16 protein-coding genes are annotated in these 17,030 nt (G+C 72.8%); 3 read left to right on the top strand and 13 right to left on the bottom strand.

The window, feature by feature from the left end:
* Positions 1-13: 13 nt before the first annotated feature.
* The 11 genes from C2865_RS33405 to C2865_RS33455 form a co-directional block, all read right to left on the bottom strand.
* On the bottom strand, positions 14-1,393 hold the full coding sequence (locus tag C2865_RS33405) for a cytochrome P450 (RefSeq protein ID WP_106402641.1): 1,380 nt from the start codon (positions 1,391-1,393) through the stop codon (positions 14-16).
* 33 nt (positions 1,394-1,426) lie between these two features.
* The gene (locus tag C2865_RS33410; RefSeq protein WP_106402642.1) at positions 1,427-1,618 is read right to left on the bottom strand and encodes a ferredoxin; all 192 of its coding nucleotides are present in this window, start codon (positions 1,616-1,618) and stop codon (positions 1,427-1,429) included.
* Positions 1,619-1,638: 20 nt separating this feature from the next.
* Positions 1,639-2,499, bottom strand: a complete 861-nt coding sequence (locus C2865_RS33415; RefSeq protein WP_106402643.1) for a mycofactocin-coupled SDR family oxidoreductase — start codon at positions 2,497-2,499, stop codon at positions 1,639-1,641.
* A gap of 40 nt (positions 2,500-2,539) precedes the next feature.
* Positions 2,540-4,006, bottom strand: coding sequence for an aldehyde dehydrogenase family protein (locus tag C2865_RS33420; protein WP_232835938.1), 1,467 nt, complete (start codon positions 4,004-4,006; stop codon positions 2,540-2,542).
* Between the two features lie 65 nt (positions 4,007-4,071).
* The gene (locus C2865_RS33425; protein ID WP_198653782.1) at positions 4,072-4,914 is read right to left on the bottom strand and encodes an NAD(P)-dependent oxidoreductase; all 843 of its coding nucleotides are present in this window, start codon (positions 4,912-4,914) and stop codon (positions 4,072-4,074) included.
* The gene (locus C2865_RS33430) at positions 4,911-5,744 is read right to left on the bottom strand and encodes an NAD(P)-dependent oxidoreductase (protein WP_106402645.1); all 834 of its coding nucleotides are present in this window, start codon (positions 5,742-5,744) and stop codon (positions 4,911-4,913) included. The genes C2865_RS33425 and C2865_RS33430 overlap by 4 nt, the downstream gene beginning before the upstream one ends.
* Positions 5,741-6,970, bottom strand: a complete 1,230-nt coding sequence (locus tag C2865_RS33435) for a CaiB/BaiF CoA transferase family protein (protein ID WP_198653783.1) — start codon at positions 6,968-6,970, stop codon at positions 5,741-5,743. The genes C2865_RS33430 and C2865_RS33435 overlap by 4 nt, the downstream gene beginning before the upstream one ends.
* A 282-nt stretch (positions 6,971-7,252) precedes the next feature.
* Positions 7,253-8,020, bottom strand: a complete 768-nt coding sequence (locus C2865_RS33440) for an SDR family NAD(P)-dependent oxidoreductase (RefSeq protein WP_106402647.1) — start codon at positions 8,018-8,020, stop codon at positions 7,253-7,255.
* 100 nt (positions 8,021-8,120) lie between these two features.
* Positions 8,121-9,629 (bottom strand): class I adenylate-forming enzyme family protein, encoded by a 1,509-nt coding sequence (locus C2865_RS33445; RefSeq protein WP_106402648.1) that lies wholly within the window; start codon positions 9,627-9,629, stop codon positions 8,121-8,123.
* A gap of 20 nt (positions 9,630-9,649) precedes the next feature.
* A complete protein-coding gene (locus C2865_RS33450) occupies positions 9,650-10,891 on the bottom strand; it encodes an acyl-CoA dehydrogenase family protein (RefSeq protein ID WP_106402649.1) in 1,242 nt (413 codons plus the stop codon).
* A 5-nt stretch (positions 10,892-10,896) separates the two neighbouring features.
* Positions 10,897-12,039, bottom strand: coding sequence for an acyl-CoA dehydrogenase family protein (locus tag C2865_RS33455; protein WP_106402650.1), 1,143 nt, complete (start codon positions 12,037-12,039; stop codon positions 10,897-10,899).
* A gap of 312 nt (positions 12,040-12,351) precedes the next feature.
* On the opposite strand from C2865_RS33455, the gene C2865_RS33460 reads away from it, so the two are divergent.
* Both C2865_RS33460 and C2865_RS33465 read left to right on the top strand, forming a co-directional pair.
* On the top strand, positions 12,352-12,747 hold the full coding sequence (locus C2865_RS33460; protein WP_106402651.1) for an ArsR/SmtB family transcription factor: 396 nt from the start codon (positions 12,352-12,354) through the stop codon (positions 12,745-12,747).
* A 62-nt stretch (positions 12,748-12,809) separates the two neighbouring features.
* Complete coding sequence (locus C2865_RS33465; protein WP_106402652.1) at positions 12,810-13,607, top strand: enoyl-CoA hydratase/isomerase family protein; 798 nt, start codon at positions 12,810-12,812, stop codon at positions 13,605-13,607.
* Positions 13,608-13,611: 4 nt separating this feature from the next.
* Here C2865_RS33465 and C2865_RS33470 read toward each other — a convergent pair whose 3' ends face one another.
* Together C2865_RS33470 and C2865_RS39705 are read right to left on the bottom strand one after the other, a co-directional pair.
* Positions 13,612-14,439, bottom strand: coding sequence for an FAD-binding protein (locus tag C2865_RS33470; protein ID WP_106402653.1), 828 nt, complete (start codon positions 14,437-14,439; stop codon positions 13,612-13,614).
* Between the two features lie 168 nt (positions 14,440-14,607).
* The gene (locus tag C2865_RS39705; protein WP_198653784.1) at positions 14,608-15,627 is read right to left on the bottom strand and encodes a LacI family DNA-binding transcriptional regulator; all 1,020 of its coding nucleotides are present in this window, start codon (positions 15,625-15,627) and stop codon (positions 14,608-14,610) included.
* Positions 15,628-15,864: 237 nt separating this feature from the next.
* Between C2865_RS39705 and C2865_RS33485 the strand changes: the two genes are divergently transcribed.
* Positions 15,865-17,028, top strand: coding sequence for a thiolase family protein (locus C2865_RS33485; RefSeq protein ID WP_106402654.1), 1,164 nt, complete (start codon positions 15,865-15,867; stop codon positions 17,026-17,028).
* The last annotated feature ends 2 nt before the right edge of the window (positions 17,029-17,030 follow it).

Genomic DNA, 17,030 nt, shown 5'->3' on the forward strand with positions numbered 1-17,030 from the left:
GCACGTTCGCGGTTCAGCCGTCGAGCTTCGCCGCGGTGGCGCGCACCGTGACCGGCTCGGCGAGACCCTGCTCGTCGCAGAGGCGCTGCATCCGCTCGAGCGTCTCCTCCAGCCCGGGGCCGAGGCGCCTGCCGGGGGTGAAGGTCGCCGGCAGGTGCTTCATGCCGTTGATGACACCGGTGGTGTCGTAGTGCTCCGCTCCCTCCGGGTCGCACACGAAGTCCGGCATCCGGTCCAGCACCGCAGTGAGCATGATCTTGAAGACCGCGCGCGCCACGTTCGACCCGATGCACCGGTGGATGCCGAGACCGAAGCTGGCATGCCGGTTGCCCTTGCGGTCGAGGTGGACGTTGTGCGGGTCCTCGAAGACCTTCTCGTCCCGGTTGGCCATCGCCCACGACAACCAGAGCCGCTCGCCCTCCTTGAACTCCGTGCCGTTGATCACGCAGTCCTGGGAGATCGTGCGGCCGTCGCCCTGCGCCGGGGTGAAGTACCGGAGGAACTCCTCGGTGGCGCTGTCGAGCAGCGTCTCGCGCTCCCGGCTCAGCCGGTCGCGCTCGCCGGGGTGCTCCGACAGCCATTCCAGTGAGTGCGCGGTCAGGGCGGTGCTGGTGTCGAAGCCGCCGCCGATGATCAGCCCGATGACGCCGAAGATCTCCCCGTCGTCGGGCCGCTCTCCGTTGATCTCCAGGTTGAGCAGCTCGTTGATGAGGCCGGGCCGCGGATTCTCCCGCACGGCGAACACGTTCCCCATCAGGTGCTGCCCCATGACGGCCTGGAGCTCGCGCATGCGGGCGTATCCCGGGTCGTCCGGCGAGGTGTAGACGGCGGCGTGCGTCGGCTCGCAGTAGACGGTCCAGTCCTTGATCGGCAGGCCGAGCATCGCCAGGGTGAAGACCGCCGGCACGATGTTGGCCAGGTCGTCGACGAAGTCGATCCGGCCGCTCTCGATCACCTCGTCGATGCACGCGCGGGTGACCTCCTCCAGGACCGGCCTCCACCGCGCGACCGCCGCCGGGGACAGGTACGGGTTGAGGGCCTGGCGGTAGTACCGCTGCTCCGGCGGGTCCATCTCCAGGAAGCCGCCCCGCCTCCGAGGCACTCCCGGCACCACGACGGAGGGGATGCTGATCCCTTGGTAGCCCTTCCTGATGCCTTTGACGTCGTGGTCGTTCGACAGCACGTCCGCGCGGCGTGCGATGTCGAACAGCTCCTTGTTGCCGCTGGCGAACCAGTAGCCGCCGTGGGTGTCGTTCCAGGCGACCGGACACTTGCCGTGGAACTCCTTGGCGAGCTCCTCGAACTCGATCCGGTACCGCGACGTGTGCCGGTCCAGGCTGATGGTGTGCTTCTTGCGCTCCGCGTCCGCGGACGTCGTTTCCTCAGTGCTCACTGCTTCTCCAACCCCGAGGTCGATCGGTGGGTCTCAGAACAGGACGATGGCCTGTTCGGGGCAGGACCGTGCGGCCTCCCTGGCCTGGCCCTCCTTGTCCGCGGGGACCTCTTCCAAAAGGGCGTAGGCGTGGCCGTCCTCGTCGCGCAGGGCGAAGAGGTCGGGGGCGTTCATGGCGCACAGGGTGTGGCCCTGGCACAGCTCGGAGTCGACGCGAACCTTCACGGTGAGCCTCCTGCTCGGGATCAGAGGTGGAAGTCGTGGAACTTCAGGTAGGAGCCGGCGTCGATCCTCAGCTGGACGCCGGTGACGTACCGCGCCTCGTCGGAGGCGAGGTAGAGGACCGCGTTGCTCATGTCCTCCGGCTCGATGAACGGGATGGGCATGGCCTGCTGCGCCGGGAAGGCCGGGAGGGCGTCCTCGCGGGTGGGGTTCTCCAGGTCGGGCCGGAACGACTTGTACATCGACTCGTTGTTGAGCATGTCGGTGTTGCAGTTCGTCGGGTGCACGGCGTTGGCGCGGATCATCCGGGGCGCGAGGTTGCGCGCCAGCTCGTGGACGAACTCCGACAGGGCCCGCTTGGCGTAGGTGTAGCCGGCGCCGCCCGGGTTGGCGCCGGGCTGGGCGACCTGCATGCCGACCATGAACGCCGCGGCCGAGCCGGTCGCGATGATCGAACCGCCCTCGGTGAGGTGCGGGATCGAGGCGTGGACGGCGTTGATGACGCCGATCAGGTTGGTGTCGACGACGTCGGTCCAGGCCTGCATCGGCGGCTCGCCCCGCGACGGCATGATGCCGGCCTGGGCGACGACGACGTCGAGGCCGCCGAGCGTGGCGACGCCCTCGGCCAGCGCGGCCGACAGCTGCGCCCGCTCGCGCACGTCGGCCTCGACCGCCACGATGCGCCGGCCGTGCCGCTCGACGAGGCGGACGGTCTCCTTCAGGTCCTCGGAGGTGGCCAGGGGGTAGCCGTTGGTCGGCACGTCGCGGCAGATGTCGACCGCGATGATGTCGGCGCCCTCTTCGGCCAGCCGCACCGCGTGGCTGCGGCCCTGGCCGCGCGCGGCGCCGGTGATGAAGGCGACCTTGCCCTCTACTCGGCCCATGATGGTCCTTCTTTCTTTCGGTGGGGGTGGGAGACCGGCGTCAGACGGCGCCGGCGGGGAAGGCGATGGTCTTGACCTCGAGGAAGTCCTCCAGGCCCTCGGTGCCCCATTCGCGGCCGAGGCCGCTCTGCTTGTAGCCGCCGAAGGGGGACTCCACGTCGAACCAGGCGGCTCCGGCGACGCTCACGGTCCCGGTCCGAAAGCGCCGCGCCATCGCCATGGCCCGCTCCACGTCGGCGCCGTAGACGCCCGCCGAGAGGCCGTAGGGGGTGCCGTCCGCGATCCGGACGGCGTCCTCGTCGTCGTCGTAGGGCAGGACGACGAGGGCGGGTCCGAAGATCTCCTCCTGGGCGATCGCGGCCCGGGGGTCCACGTCGGTGACGAGCGTGGGCTCGACGAAGTAGCCGCGCTCGAACCGGTCGGTGGGCCTGCCGCCGAGGACGATCCTGCCGTCTCGGGCGGCGGTCTCGTAGTGGCGCAGGATGTTGTCGCGCTGGCGGGCGTTGATGACCGGGCCCATGAGGGTGTCCGGGTCGGTCGGGTCGCCCCAGGGGATGCGCTCCATGGTGCCCTTGGCGTAGGCGAGCGCCTCCTCCAGGCGGGCGCGGGGGACGAGCATCCGGGTGAGCTGGGTGCAGCCCTGGCCGGCGTGGGCGCAGACGGCCCCGGCCAGCATGGGGATGGTGGCCATGAAGTCGCAGTCGTCCAGCAGCACCGCGGCGGACTTGCCGCCCAGCTCCAGCGTGACGCGCTTGAGGGTCTCGGAGGCGGCGCCCATCACCTTGCGGCCGGTGAGGGTGGAGCCGGTGAGGGTGACCCCGTCGACGTCTGGGTGGGAGGTGAGCAGCGCGGCGACCCCGTTGTCGCCGGTGGTGACGACGTTGAGCACGCCCGCGGGCAGGTCGGTGTGCTCCGCGGCGATCTCGCCGAGGGCCAGGGCGCTCCACGGGGAGTCCGGGGCGGGTTTCAGGACGACGGTGCATCCGGCGGCCAGGGCCGCGCCGACCTTGGCGATGTTCAGGTAGAAGGGGTAGTTCCACGGGGTGATCGCGGCGATGACCCCGGCGGCCTCGCGCCGGATGACGCGCTCGACGGGCGCGCCGCCGATCTCCTTGACCGGCAGGCGGCGTTCGAAGGAGTAGGTCTCCAGCAGGCCGATGTAGTGGTCGAGGTAGCCGATCGCCGCTTCCAGCGCGACCCCGGCGGTCAGCCGGACCGGGGTGCCGGTCTCGGCGATGAGCCCGGCCCGCAGCGCCTCGACGTTCTCGCGCAGGGCGTCGCGGAGCTGGACGAGGCAGTGCCGGCGCAGCTCGGTGTTCGTGGACCAGTCGGTGGAGTCGAAGGCGCGGCGTGCCGCCCCGATGGCGCGTTCGACGTCGGCGGCGCCGGCCTCCGGGGCCGCGCCGATCACTTCTTCGGTCGCGGGGTTGATGTTGTCGAAGGTCCGGCCGCTGCCGGCGGCGACCAGTTCGCCGTCGATGAGCATGCGCTCGCCGAGGGTTGTCACTGCGGTCTCCGATCGTGTCGGGGTGGGTGGGGCGCCGCGGGGTGCGGCGGCTCGGAGGGGCCGGGTCAGGCGTCGGTCACCGCGGCTTCGGACTCCGGCCAGAGCAGGCCGGCGAGGACGTCGTGGGCCGCGGTGAGCGCGCCGAGGTCCGCGCCGAGGTCGGCGGTCGTCTCGCGGACGACCGTGAGGTCCTTGCCGAGGAACTCCGCGACGCTGGTGGCGAAGGCCGCGACGGAGCCGCGCGAGGCGATTCCGGTGAGGGCGCGGCTGGCTCCGCTGCCGTTCTCCAGCGCCTGGAGCAGGGCCGTCTCGGACACTCCGAGCCGTGCGGCCACCGCGACGGCCTGCCCGACGACACCGATGTTGGCGGCGAAGACCGCGTTGTTGAGCAGCTTGATCCGCTGCCCGTCGCCGCGGCCGCCCAGGTGCAGGATCGGGTCGCCGTACGCGGCGAGGAAGGGCCTGACCTGCTCGACGTGCGCGGCCTCGCCCCCCGCGAAGAGCGTGAGCCGACCCGCGGCGATGTCGTGCGGCCCGCCGCTGATCGCGGCGTCGACCACCGCGACGCCGCGCCCGGCGGCGTGGTCGCCCAGCATCTCCACGGTCCGCGGACTGCACGTGGTGTGCACGACCAGCGCCGACCCTTCGGCCATGGTGTCCAGGAGGCCGCCGTCGAAGCAGACCGCCTGCACCTGGGCGTCGGTGTGCACGCACACTCCGACGATCTGCGCGTCGGCGAGGTCGGCGACCTCGGCGGTGGTGCGCGCGCCGGCCTCGGCGAACTCCCTCCGGGCGGCCTCGGAGGCCTCCAGGACGGTCACCTCGTGCCCGGCGGCGAGCAGGCGGCGGACCATCTGGCCGCCCATCCGGCCCGCGCCGACGAAACCGAGCCGCAGCGGCGCGCTCATCGGGCGCACCCCATCGACTCCAGGGCGGCGTCGGCGGCCTCGAAGACCGAGGAGACCTTGACGCCCAGGGAGTCGGCGAGCTCGCCGGCGATCCGCGCGTCCTTCTGGAGCAGCGGCCCGGCCTTCGCTCCCATGGGCTCGAGCGTGAAGCGCGCGGAGCGGCCCATCATCCCGGTGGCGAAGCTCGATCCGGAGCCGCGTTCCAGGACGACCGAGAGCTGCTCCGGGTCGACGCCGAACGCGCGGGCGAGCGCGAACGCGCCTTCGGCGACGCCGAGGTTGGCCGCCAGCAGCAGGTTGTTGATGAGTTTGGCCCGCTGGCCCGCGCCGAGCGGACCGAGGTGCACGACGGGGTCGCCGTAGGTCCGGAAGACCGGGGCGCAGCGCTCCACGTCCTCCGGGGATCCGCCGGCCATCACCAGGAGGGTGCCCGCTTCGGCCGCGGGTCCGCCTCCGCTGACCGGCGCGTCCACCAGGCCGACGCCGCGCTCGGCGGCGCGCTCGGCGAGCCTGGCGCAGGTGTCGGGGTGCACGGTGCTGTGCACCGCGATGACCGAGCCCAGGCGCATGCCCTCCAGCAGGCCGTTCGGGCCGGACACCACCTCCTCGACGCCCGCGTCGTCCACCACGCAGACGCAGGCCAGGTCGCTGGCCGCGCCGACCTCGGCGGGCGAGGCCGCGAAGCGGGCGCCGGTGCCCGCGAAGGACTCCAGGGTCTCGGCGCGGCGCGCCCACAGGGTGGTGGGGATGCCCGCCTCGATGATCCGGCGGGCCATGGGGGCGCCCTGGCTGCCCAGTCCGATGAAGCCGACCTTCGTCACCGCGCTCATGTGATCGCACCCGCGATCTTGAGGTTGAGCAGCTCCTCGTCGGACAGGCCCAGTTCGCGAAGGATGTCGTCGGTGTGCTCGGCGAACAGCGGCCCGCGCCTCAGCTCGGCCGGGGTGCGGTCGAACTGCACGGGGTTGGCGACGAGCCTGCGGGCGTTGCCCTCGGCGTCGGTGACCTCGGCGATCTGGCCGATGGCGCGCAGCGCCGGGTCGTGGCCGACCTCGTAGGTGGTCTGGGCGACGGCCCACTGGCCTTCCATGCCGTCGAAGGCCTTGACCCACTCGTCCTTGGTGCGCCGCCCGATCTCCTCCTGGAGGATCGCGATCGCCTCGGCCGCGTTGGCCATGAGGTTCGCGGCGGAGTCGAAGCGCGGGTCGGCGGCCAGCTCGGGGCGGCCGATGCGCTCGGTGAACTCCGGCCAGTAGCGGCCCGGCTGGAGCATGACGAGGGACAGCCAGCGGTCGTCGGAGGTGCGGTACATGTTCGACAGCGGGTTGGTGCGGGTGCCGGCGCGCGGGTCGTGCTTGGGCAGCGGGCCGCCGGCCATGAGCGCCATGTTGACGTTGAGCTGGTTGGCCCAGGCGGCGACGCCCAGCAGGGAGATGTCCACGGACGGGGCGCCCAGGCCGCGGGAGCGGGCGAGCAGCGCGGCGGCGATGCCTCCGGCGATCGTCATGCCGCCGATGTTGTCGCCGAACGCGCCGACCGGCTGCTGGATGATGTGGTCCTCGCCGGGGGGCGTGATGCTGTCGGCGCTGCCGCCGCGCGCCCAGAAGGCGGTGCCGTCGTAGCCGCCGCTGTCGGCCTCGGGGCCGCTGTGCGCGAAGCTCGTGCCGGAGGCGTAGATGATCTCGGGGTTGATCGCGCGCACGTCGTCCAGGTCGATGCCGAGCCGTTTGCGGGCGCCCGGCAGGAAGTTGGTCAGGAAGACGTCGGCGCCGCGGATCAGCTCGTGCAGGATCGGGACGGCCTCGGGCTTCTCCAGGGACAGGCCCAGGCTGCGCTTGCCGCGGTTGGGGCCGTCCATGATCGGGGCGAAGGTCGTGTCGTCCGACGCGGTCGCACGGCCGTACACCTTGATCAGGCCGCGCTGCGCGTCTCCCCTCTCGGCGTGCTCGATCTTGATGACGTCGGCGCCCCAGTCCGCCAGGACCGCCCCCGCGGACGGTACGAAGGTGAACTGGGCGACCTCGACGACCCGGACGCCCTGCATCGGTAGGAACACTGGAAGGAGACCTCGGTTCTGCTCACGTCCGGCGGGAGGCCGGACGGCGACTGCGGGAGGGCGGGGCCCGTCGGCGGGCCGCTCGAACCCCTCCATCGGTTCGATAGAACCATATCCATCGAACTATTTAGTGAGCAAGGCCTCATCCCGGCAAGTTTGAAGAATGTTTCGAAGGGAGTCGAACTGTTGGCGCCCCGAAAGCACGGACACCCGCTCGGGGCATCCGTGCGGATGCCCCGAGCGGGTGTCGCGACCCCGGCGGGCGGCCTGCGGACCGCCGGCCTACACGTTGAAGCGGACCGCGCCGTCGACGCGGATCACCTCGCCGTTCAGGTAGTCGTTGTCGACGATGTGCAGGGCGAGCCGCGCGTACTCGTCGACATGGCCCATGCGCTTGGGGTTGGGGACGCCGGGCCCCCACTTGGCCTGGGCGTCCTCCTCCTTCATGCGGAACGCCGGGGTGAAGAAGGTGCCGGGCGCGATCGTCATCACGCGCACGCCGGTCGGCGCGAGGTCGCGGGCCGCCGCGAGGGTCAGGCTGATCACGCCGCCCTTGGCCGCCGCGTAGTCGGTCTGCCCGACCTGGGACTCGAAGCCCGCGATCGAGGCGGTCATGATGACCACGCCCCGCTGCCCCGACTCCAGCGGCTCGTTCCTCGTCATCGCCGCGGCCGCCTGGGCGAGCACGTTGTAGGTGCCGCCGAGGAAGATGTCGGTGGTGCGCTTGAACGTCTCCAGCGGGTAGAACTCCCCGTTCCGGTTCACCATCCGCCGCCCGGCCGCCGGACCGCCGTGCACGACGACGGCGACCCGCAGCGTGCCGAGCTCCTGCGCCGCGGCGACGGCGGCGGCCACCGACTCCTCGCTGGTGACGTCGGTCGCCAGGAAGCGCACCCCGTCTCCCAGCTCGGCCTCCAGCGCCCTGCCCTTGTCCTCGGACAGGTCGGCGACGAGAACCGCCGCACCCGCCTGGACCAGCCGCCGCACCGTCGCCTCGCCGAAACCGCCGGCTCCGCCGACGACCAGCGCCGACGCGCCTTCCAGATTCATCGCATCCTCCTAAGACCACGGGACGTGCCCGGGAGATGGCGGCGTCCCGTGGGGACACCGGAGAACGGCCGGGGCGCGGCGGCCCCGGTTCCGTTGCGGATCACGCGGAGACCGCGTCTCCCGGTGCGTCCGCGCGCACCAGGGCCACGAGGTCGCGGCGCAGCACCTTGCCCGTCGGGTTCACCGGGAACTCCTCGACGAACTCCACGTACCGCGGTGTCTTGGAGCCGCGCAGTCGCTCGCGCACCCAGGCGCGCAGCTCGTCGGCCTCCACCGACGCGCCGGGCCGTACGATGACGAACGCGCCGATCTGCTGGCCCCACTCCAGGTCCGGAACGCCCGCGACCACGGCTTCCTGCACGGCCGGGTGGCCGCACAGCACGTCCTCGATCTCGGCGGGCGCGATGTTCTCGCCGCCCCGGATGATGGTGTCGTCGGCGCGGCCCCGGACGAACAGGTAGCCCTCGGCGTCGAGGTAGCCGCGGTCGCGGGTGGGGAACCAGCCGTCCGGGCGGACCTTGCTGCCGGCCTCCAGGTACTCCCCGGCCACCTGCGGGCCGCGCACCACGATGTCGCCGACGACGCCCGGCGCGCACGGAGCGCCGTCGTCGTCCTGCACCTCGATCTCGACCGACGGCAGCGCGCGGCCGACCGACCCGAGCCGGGCCCGCACCTCCGGGTCGTCCGCGCAGACGGCGGCGCGGTGGTCGTCGGGCCCCAGGACCGCGATCGACGACGCGGTCTCGGTGAGCCCGTAGGCGTTGACGAACCCGGTCCCGGGGAAGCGCGCCAGCGCCTCCTCCACCACCTCCGCGGCGATCTTCGCACCGCCGTAGGACAGGGAGCGCAGGCACGCCGGGCCCCGGGCGTCGCGGGAGCGCAGCTCGGCGACGATGCGGGCCAGCATCGTCGGCACGACCATGGCGTGGGTGACCCTCTGGCCCTCGACGGTCTCCAGCCAGCCGGCTGGGGTGAACCGCTCGAGGTAGACGATGCGGCGCCCGCTGTAGAGGTTCGACAGCACGTTCGCGACGGCGGCGATGTGGTAGGGCGGCACGCTGACGAGCGTCGCGTCGCCCTCGGGCACCGAGGCGAACTCCACCGAGCCGAAGAGGTAGGCGGTGAGGTTCTCGTGCCGCAGCACCGCGCTCTTGGGCGCGGCGGTGGTGCCGCTGGTCATGAGCAGCACCGCCACCGACACGGGGTCGGTCATCAGGGCCGCGTCGAACACGGACGTCGCGGCGGGCAGCGCGAGGAACTCCGCGACGCCGACCGTCTCGGCGCCCGGCACCCGCTCGGGCGTGTCGGTGACGACCAGCGGTGACTCCTGGCGGCCCATCACGTCGGCGAGCTGCTCGGCGCCGAGCCGGTAGTTGACCGGCAGGAAAGGCACGCCCGCGAGCGCCGCGGCGAACAGCGCCGCGGGGAAGGCCGGGCCGTTCGGGCCCAGGTAGACCAGGCGGCGCGCGCCGGAGGCCGCGATCCGCTGCGCCCCGGCCCGCGCACGTTCACGCAGGCCGCGGCCGGTCAGGCCGGTGTCGGGGTCGCCGACGAGGACGCGGTCGCCCATGCCGTCGGCGACCATGTCCAGGATGATGGCGAGATTCATCGGTGCTCCAGAGTGGGGGGTCAGCGGCCGCGCTTGACCTGGCTGAACGGGACGTCGCGGTCCAGCGCGGCCTCGCGGGGCATGCCGAGCAGCCGCTCGCTGATGACGTTGCGCGCCATCTCGGTGCTGCCGCCGCCGAGGCTGCCGCTCTGGCGCATGAGGTAGTCGACGCCGACCCGGCCGGTCGCGCCCTGGGCCGCGCCGGTTCCGAACCCGGCGCTCGCGCCCGCGATCCGCAGGGTGAGGTCGCGGTCGGTCTGCGCGTACTCCGCGTGCAGCAGCCGCAGCAGCGACGACGCGATCGGCGGAAGGGCCCCGGAGGCGATCGCGCGGGTCACCCGCACCGCCGTCTGCTGCTGGACCCTGCCGAAGGCGAGGCCGCGGCCCACCAGCTCGCGTGCCCTCGGGTCGTCCATCCGGCCGGTCGCCAGCGCCGCCTCCAGCGGGGAGATGTGGCCCATGCCCCGGCTGATGCTCCTGCCGCTGATGTAGGGCGAGCCCCCGCCCATGGCGTTGCGCTCGTGGAAGAGCTGCCGGGACGCCACCGTCCAGCCGTCGCCCACCTCGCCCACGACCGCGGAGGCGGGCAGAACGACGTCGTCGAAGAACTCCTCGCAGAACTCCATCGAACCGTTGACCATGCGGACGCGGTTCATCGTGATGCCGGGCGCCTTGGTGGGCACGAGGAACATGGTGAGGCCCTTGTGCTTGGGCACGTCCCAGTCGGTCCGGGCGAGGCACAGCCCGTAGTCGGCGGCGTAGGCCGAGGTGCTCCACGTCTTGGCGCCGTTCAGCACCCAGTTGTCGCCGTCACGGTCCGCCCGGGTGATGAGGCCGGCGAGGTCGGATCCGCCGCTGGGCTCGGACAGGAACTGGCAGATGACGCGCTCGCCGCGGATGGCGCCGCCGATGTACTCGCGCTTCTGCTCCTCGCTGCCCGCGTCCAGGATGGTCGGCGCGCAGATCGCGAAGGTCGGCTTGTTGAGCAGCAGCGGCATCTCGTAGTCGAGGCTCTCCTGGGTGAACGCCTTCTGGTGGGCGAGGGTCAGCCCGAGGCCGCCGTACTCGCGCGGGAAGCAGATCCCCGCGAAGCCCCCGTCGTACAGGAGCTTCTGCAGCTCCCGGGCCCGCTCCCACTCGTGGTCGTCGTCCTCGCCCGGGGTCAGCGGGGCGGCGTCCGCCAGGAGCGGCATGTTGTCGGCGAGCCAGGCCCGCGCGCGCAGGCGGAAGGACTCGACGTCCTCCATCGTGGTCTCGGTCATCCGGATCAGCCCTTCGACAGGTCGGAGGCGGCGAGGTCGGCGAGGTGGAGGGCGTGGTCCTCCGGGGTCCCGTAGAGGGCCTGGTCGAGCGTCGCGCGCCGCAGGTACAGGTGGAGGTCGTGCTCCCAGGTGACGCCGATGCCGCCGTGGATCTGGACGCAGTCCTGGAGGATCGCCAGAGATCTCTCCCCCACGAACGTCTTGGCGACGCTCACCAGCTCCGGGGCGTCGGGCGAGCGGTCCTGGACGGCCGCGGCCGCGGCCTGGGTGGTGGCGTGGCAGGCCTCGAGCCAGGTGCGCATGTCGGCGAACCGGTGCTTGAGCGCCTGGTAGGAGGCGAGCGGGCGGCCGAAGGAGTAGCGGTCGAACCCCCACTGGACCGTCCTGTCGAAGGCGCGGTCGAGCACGGCGCACACCTCGGCGCACTGGATGACGGCGGCGATCTGCGCCTGCCGCTCGATGGCCCCGGCCGCGCCGGGCTCTCCCACCAGCGCGTCCGCGCCGACCCGGACGCCGTCGAAGCGGGCCTCGGAGAAGGAGCGGGACAGGTCGAGGGACCACTGGGGGGAGATCGTCAGGCCGTCGGCCGCGGCGGGGACGAGGAACTGGGCCACGCCCTCGGGTGTCGCGGCGGTGACCAGAAGGAGGTCGGCCTGGTCGGCCTCCTGGACCCGGTCCTTCACCCCGTCCAGGACCCATCCCCCGCCGTCGGGGGTCGCGGTGAGCGCGGGGGCCAGCGGCGCCCATCCGGCGCCCGGCTCGTACACCGCCCAGGTCGCGACGCTCTCGCCCGCGGCGAGCGCCTCGACCGCCGCCCCGTGGTCCGGCCCGGTGCCGTGCGACTCGACCAGCCCGGCCAGCACGACGTTCACCGGCAGGAGCGGGCCGGGACCCACGCCCGCGCCCAGCTCCTCGGCGAGGAGGGCGAGGTCGCGCACCCCCTCGCCGGACACGCTTCCGCCGCCGAGATCCTCGGGCACGATCGCGGCCGCCCAGCCGAGCTCGGCTCCCTGCCGCCACCACGCGCGGCTCCAGCGGGGCTCGTCGTCCTTCATGCCGCGGACGCGGTCGAGGGGGTACTCCTTCTCGAGGAGCCTCCTGGCCGAGGTCTGGAAGAGCTTCTGGTCCGACGAGAGCTCCAGCTCCATCAGGACTCCTCTCCTGGGTTCGGGGAGGCGGGCCGGCCGCGCGGTGCCGTGCGCGGCCGGGCACCCGCTGGGACGTCCCTTACTGAACACGAGAGGACAACACTTGTCAATGTATCGAAGTATTTGCCCGGCGTGGAGGCGGCACCCTTGACGGCGGCCGCGCCGGCCCGGAATCTGTCAGGACGTGAGCGTTTCCACGCGGAGATCATCTCTGTGGGGGGAGTCACGCTCAGGGGAGAGGTCCTACGCTCTCCGTTGAGATAGGTTCATATTCGCCGAACGCTCGAACCATGGCCAGGAAGGAGGGCCGTCATGCCGCGTGAAGCCGTCGCCACGACCGAGGTGCTCAAGGCGCTGAGCGACCCGATCCGGTGGAGCATCGTCCAGCAGATCGCGCAGGAGGAGGAGTTCGCGTGCAGCGTCCTCGAGGACACGCTGCCCGTCTCCAAGACCACGATCTCCTACCACACCAAGATCCTGACCCAGGCCGGTCTGATCGAGGTGCACAAGCGGGGCCGCAACTACTTCTACTCGCTGCGCCGCGAGGTGCTGCGCACGGTGATCGACGAGCTGTGGCAGCTCTCCCCCGGCCCCCGTCTGGTCGAGAGCCCCGCCGAGACCCGCCGCGCCGAGCGCGCCGAACAGCGGCCCCGGCTCGCGGCCGCCTCGGGCGACTCCGACCCCCAGGCCGGCCTGCTCACCTGGTAGTCCCCGGACGTCCTCCAGGTCTGCTGTAGCGTTTGCGGCCTGACGACAGAAGGGATCTGTTCATGGCGGCCACCTCCACCGACGCGGTCGTGCTCAGCGAGCCCGGTCCGGGCGTGCGGCTGGTGACGCTGAACCGGCCCGGCGTGCGCAACGCCATGACCGAGGAGATGACCCGGGCCTGGGACCAGGCCGTCGACGCGGTCTCCGCCGACCGGGAGACCCGGGTCCTGGTGGTCACCGGAGCCGGCAGCTCCTTCTGCTCGGGCGCCGACCTCTCCTGGCTGGACCAGGGCTCGGCCGAGGACGTCACCATCGACCGCCTGCGCGACCGCATGCTGCCCTTCTACCGGAGCTGGCTGCGCCCCCGCTCCCTGCCGTTCCCGGTGATCGCCGCGGTGAACGGGCCGACCGTCGGCGCGGGCGTCTGCCTGAGCCTCGCCTGCGACCTGCGCTTCGCCGGCCGCACCGCGCGGTTCAGCACCCCCTTCGTCTACCGCGGCACCCACGGCGGCATGGCCTCCGCCTGGCTGCTGCCCGAGGCGATCGGCGTCACCCGGGCCCGCGACATGCTCTACACCGGCCGCGAGGTCGGCCCCGACCAGGCGCTGGACTGGGGCCTGGTGACCGGCGTCGCCGACGACGCGCTCGCGCACTCCCTGGAGGTCGCCGCCCGCGTCGCCGAGGCCGCGCCCATCGCGCTGCGGCTGACCAAGCAGGGCCTGGAGCAGTCCGCGGCGGGTCTGGAGGCGGCACTGCAGTGGGAGGCGCTCGCCCAGCCCGTCACGATGACCACCTCCGACCTGCACGAGGGCATCGCCGCCTTCCGGGAGAACCGGGCGCCCCGCTTCCAGGGCCGCTGAGACCTCAGACCACGGCACGCAGCCGCCCCTGGCGGCTCTCCGCGAGCGCGCTCACCACGGCGTCTCCCGCGCGCAGCCCCGCCATCATCGACCTGCGCACGCCGCCGGCGTGCGCGCGGCCCGGCGCCGCGTAAAGCCCGGGGACGGGCCCCGCCCCGCCGACGAGCACGGCGCCGGTCCCTTCGTCCACCCGCAGCTCCGCCTGGTAGGCGACCGGTTCACCGGCCTCCCGGGAGGCGCACCACTCGCGGACCGCCAGCTCCGGCGTTGGCCCGTCCGGCAGCCGCTCGGGCCAGCGGGGCCGCGCGGACCCGGGCTGGGCGCGGTGCTCCCGTGCCGCCGTCCACGCCGCGGGGCCGACGAACTCCCAGTGCCGGGAGTCCATCGCCAGGATGACGGCCGAGGCCTCCACCTCGCCGACGCGAAAACCCGAATCCCACACCGCCTCGCCGACCCGGTCGACGACCGCGGCCGGCCGCGCGGGGAGCAGGCGCCCGAGCCGGCGCAGCCACCGGTCCCCCGCCGCGGCGGCCCCGCGCCGCGGCAGCTCGGCGTAGCCGACGCCGCAGACCCGTCCGCCGACGGTCATCAGCTCGTGCGCGCGGCACTGCGCAACGACCTTCGCCCCCGCCTCGCGGGCGGCGGCGCGCAGGCCCGCCCTGAGCAGCGCCCGGTGCCGCGCGGCCCGGGTGAATCCGGCGCCGCCCCAGGACAGCGGGCTCTGGTCGAGCACGAGCACGCTCGCTCCGGAGCCGGCCGCGGCCAGAGCCGCGGCGGCGCCCGCCATGCCGAACCCGACGACCACCACATCCACTCGATCGTCCAGCGCCATCGGCCAGCCTCCTCGCCAGCACCGGCTCGCAGGTGGGGGGCTCCCGCGTGCCGCTCGTTCGTTGACACGTGTCACCTTATGAACCCGGGTGACACGTGTCAATGGTCACAACGAGGAGGTCCGGGCGGATGCGGCCGGTGGGGCGCGGCGGCGACGGACCGCCAAGGATCAGGTCGTCTCGCCCTGGACGATGGAGAAGGCCTCGTCCGGTGTCGGCCGGCGGCGGCTCTCCCCCCCGAAGTCCTCGGCGAGCGCGTTCAGGATGTGGGAGAGCGACACGGGGACGTCCGCGACGACGGTGGTCAGCCGCGGCGACATCACCTGGCCGACGGGGGCGCGTTCCACCCCGATGGCCGCCAGCTCGCCGGGCACCGCGACACCGAGCCCTCCGGCGGCCTGCACGAGCGCGATCGCGACGAGGTCGTTGTAGCAGGCCACGCCGACCGGGCGGCCGGTGCGCGCGAGCAGCTCCTCCACGGCGCGCTGGGCGCCGTCCCGCTCGATCGGGACCCGCATGTACGGCGGGGCCGCCAGACCCAGGCGCGCGCAGTAGGCCGTGACGGCGTCGGCGCGCATCCGGCCGTAGGGGTCGTCACGGGCGTCGGACAGGAACGCGTAGGCGAGCGTGTCGTAGCCGCGGGCGTGCAGGTGCGCGGCCTGGAGATCGCCGATCACGGCGTTGAAGCGCGGCGGCTCCCGCTCGGTGAGCGAGGAGACCCCGTTCTCGGTGAGGAACTCGACGTCACGCGCGGACAGGCCGCCCAGGTCGATGACGCCCGCCGGGCGCAGCGTCTCCACCAGGTGCTGGAGCCGTCTGGAGGTGGCGTTCATGGCCTGCGGCACGCTGAAGTGCACGACGGGGTTGAGCCCGAGCCGCTCGATCTCGGCCGAGAGGGTCTCGATGACGTCCTGGATGTTGGTGAGGGTCGTGTGCGGCACGACCAGCACGACGAAGTCGCTGCGGCCCTTCACCAGGGTGCGGCCCGCGGCCGAGCGGACGTAGCCGAGCGCGTCCGCGGCGTCGCGGACGCGGGCGACGGTCTCGGCGCTGAAGCGCTCCACCTGGTTGTTCAGCACATGGCTGACCGTGGCGCGGGAGACGCCGGCGAGCCGGGCGACGTCGACGCTGGTGGCCGGGCGCAGCCGCGGGGAAACCGCGGGCTCCTCATCCGTCGACTGCCTGGACACATCGTCTCCCGTTGACCTCGAAACGGCGCGGCGCCCGCACGGCCGGCGACCGAAACCGTGTCCTCCACCGTACGACAGACCCCGTTTTCCCCGCGCATCCGCGGCGCGGGTCGGCGGCCGTCTCGACCTTGATAGATTTACGGATTTAGAAATATAGGTTATCGTGCGAATCGTCGTCGGGCGGCGCCGCGCCCGGCGACGGACTTCTGCCCCCGCAAGCACCAGTGAGGTGGCCCCGTGCCCGAAGCCGTGATCGTCAGTGCGGTCCGCACCCCCATCGGAACCGCGAGGAAGGGCACGCTCGCCGCGACGCCCGCCGAGGACCTGGCCGTCCACGTCCTGCGTGAGGCGGTCCGCCGCTCGGGGCTGGCCCCCGAGCGGTTCGACGACGTCGTCTTCGGCGAGACCCTCTACGGCGGGGGCGACCTCGCCCGCCACGCCGCGGTCGCCGCGGGGATGACGCACGTGCCGGGAGTGGCGGTGAACCGGCACTGCGCGAGCAGCCTCACCGCCCTCGGCATGGCCGCCGCGGGCATCCGCGCGGGCTCCGAGCGCGCCGTCGTGGCGGGCGGTGCCAACTCCTCCTCGTTGTCCCCGTCGCTCTCCTGGGCTCCGCCGCATCCGCCCGAGCGCCGCTCGCCCCCCACCTTCCCGCACACCGAGGACGCCAACGACTTCACCGACCTCACCGTCGGCTGGAACGTGGCGCAGAAGTACGGCCTCACCCGTGCGGAGATGGACGCCTGGGCGCTGCGCTCGCACCAGCGCGCGGTGACCGCGACCGCCGTCGGCCTGTTCGACGACGAGATCGCCCCGATCAGGGTGACCCGCGCCGACGGCTCCGTCGTGGAGTTCGCCGCCGACGAACACCCGCGCGCGACCACCACGATCGAGAAGATGGCGGCCCTGAAGCCGCTGCGCCCCGAGATCGAGGGCTACTCCATCACCGCGGGCAACGCCTGCGGCAGCAACGACGCCGCGGCCGCCCTGGCCGTCCTGGCCGACGACCTCGCCCGCGAAGAGGGCATCACCGCCCTGGCCACCGTCCGCGCCTGGGCCTCGGTCGGCGTCGACCCGAAGTACACCGGGGTCGGCGCGATCGACGCCGCGACCAGGGTGCTCGGCAAGGCGGGTCTCACCGCCGCCGACATCGACCTGTGGGAGATCAACGAGGCGTTCGCCTCCGTCCCCGTCGCCGCGTGCAAGGTGCTCGGCCTCGACGAGGCGAAGGTGAACGTCCACGGCAGCGGGTGCAGCCTCGGCCACCCGATCGCCGCGTCCGGCGCCCGCATGGTCACCACGCTCGTCCACGAGCTGCGCCGCCGGGGAGGCGGCCTCGGCCTGGCGACGATGTGCGCGGGCGGCGGCCAGGGCGGCGCCGTCGTCGTCGAGGTCCACTGATC

Origin of the sequence: Actinocorallia populi, assembly GCF_002995495.1 — a bacterium.
Taxonomy (GTDB): Bacteria; Actinomycetota; Actinomycetes; order Streptosporangiales; family Streptosporangiaceae; genus Actinocorallia; species Actinocorallia populi.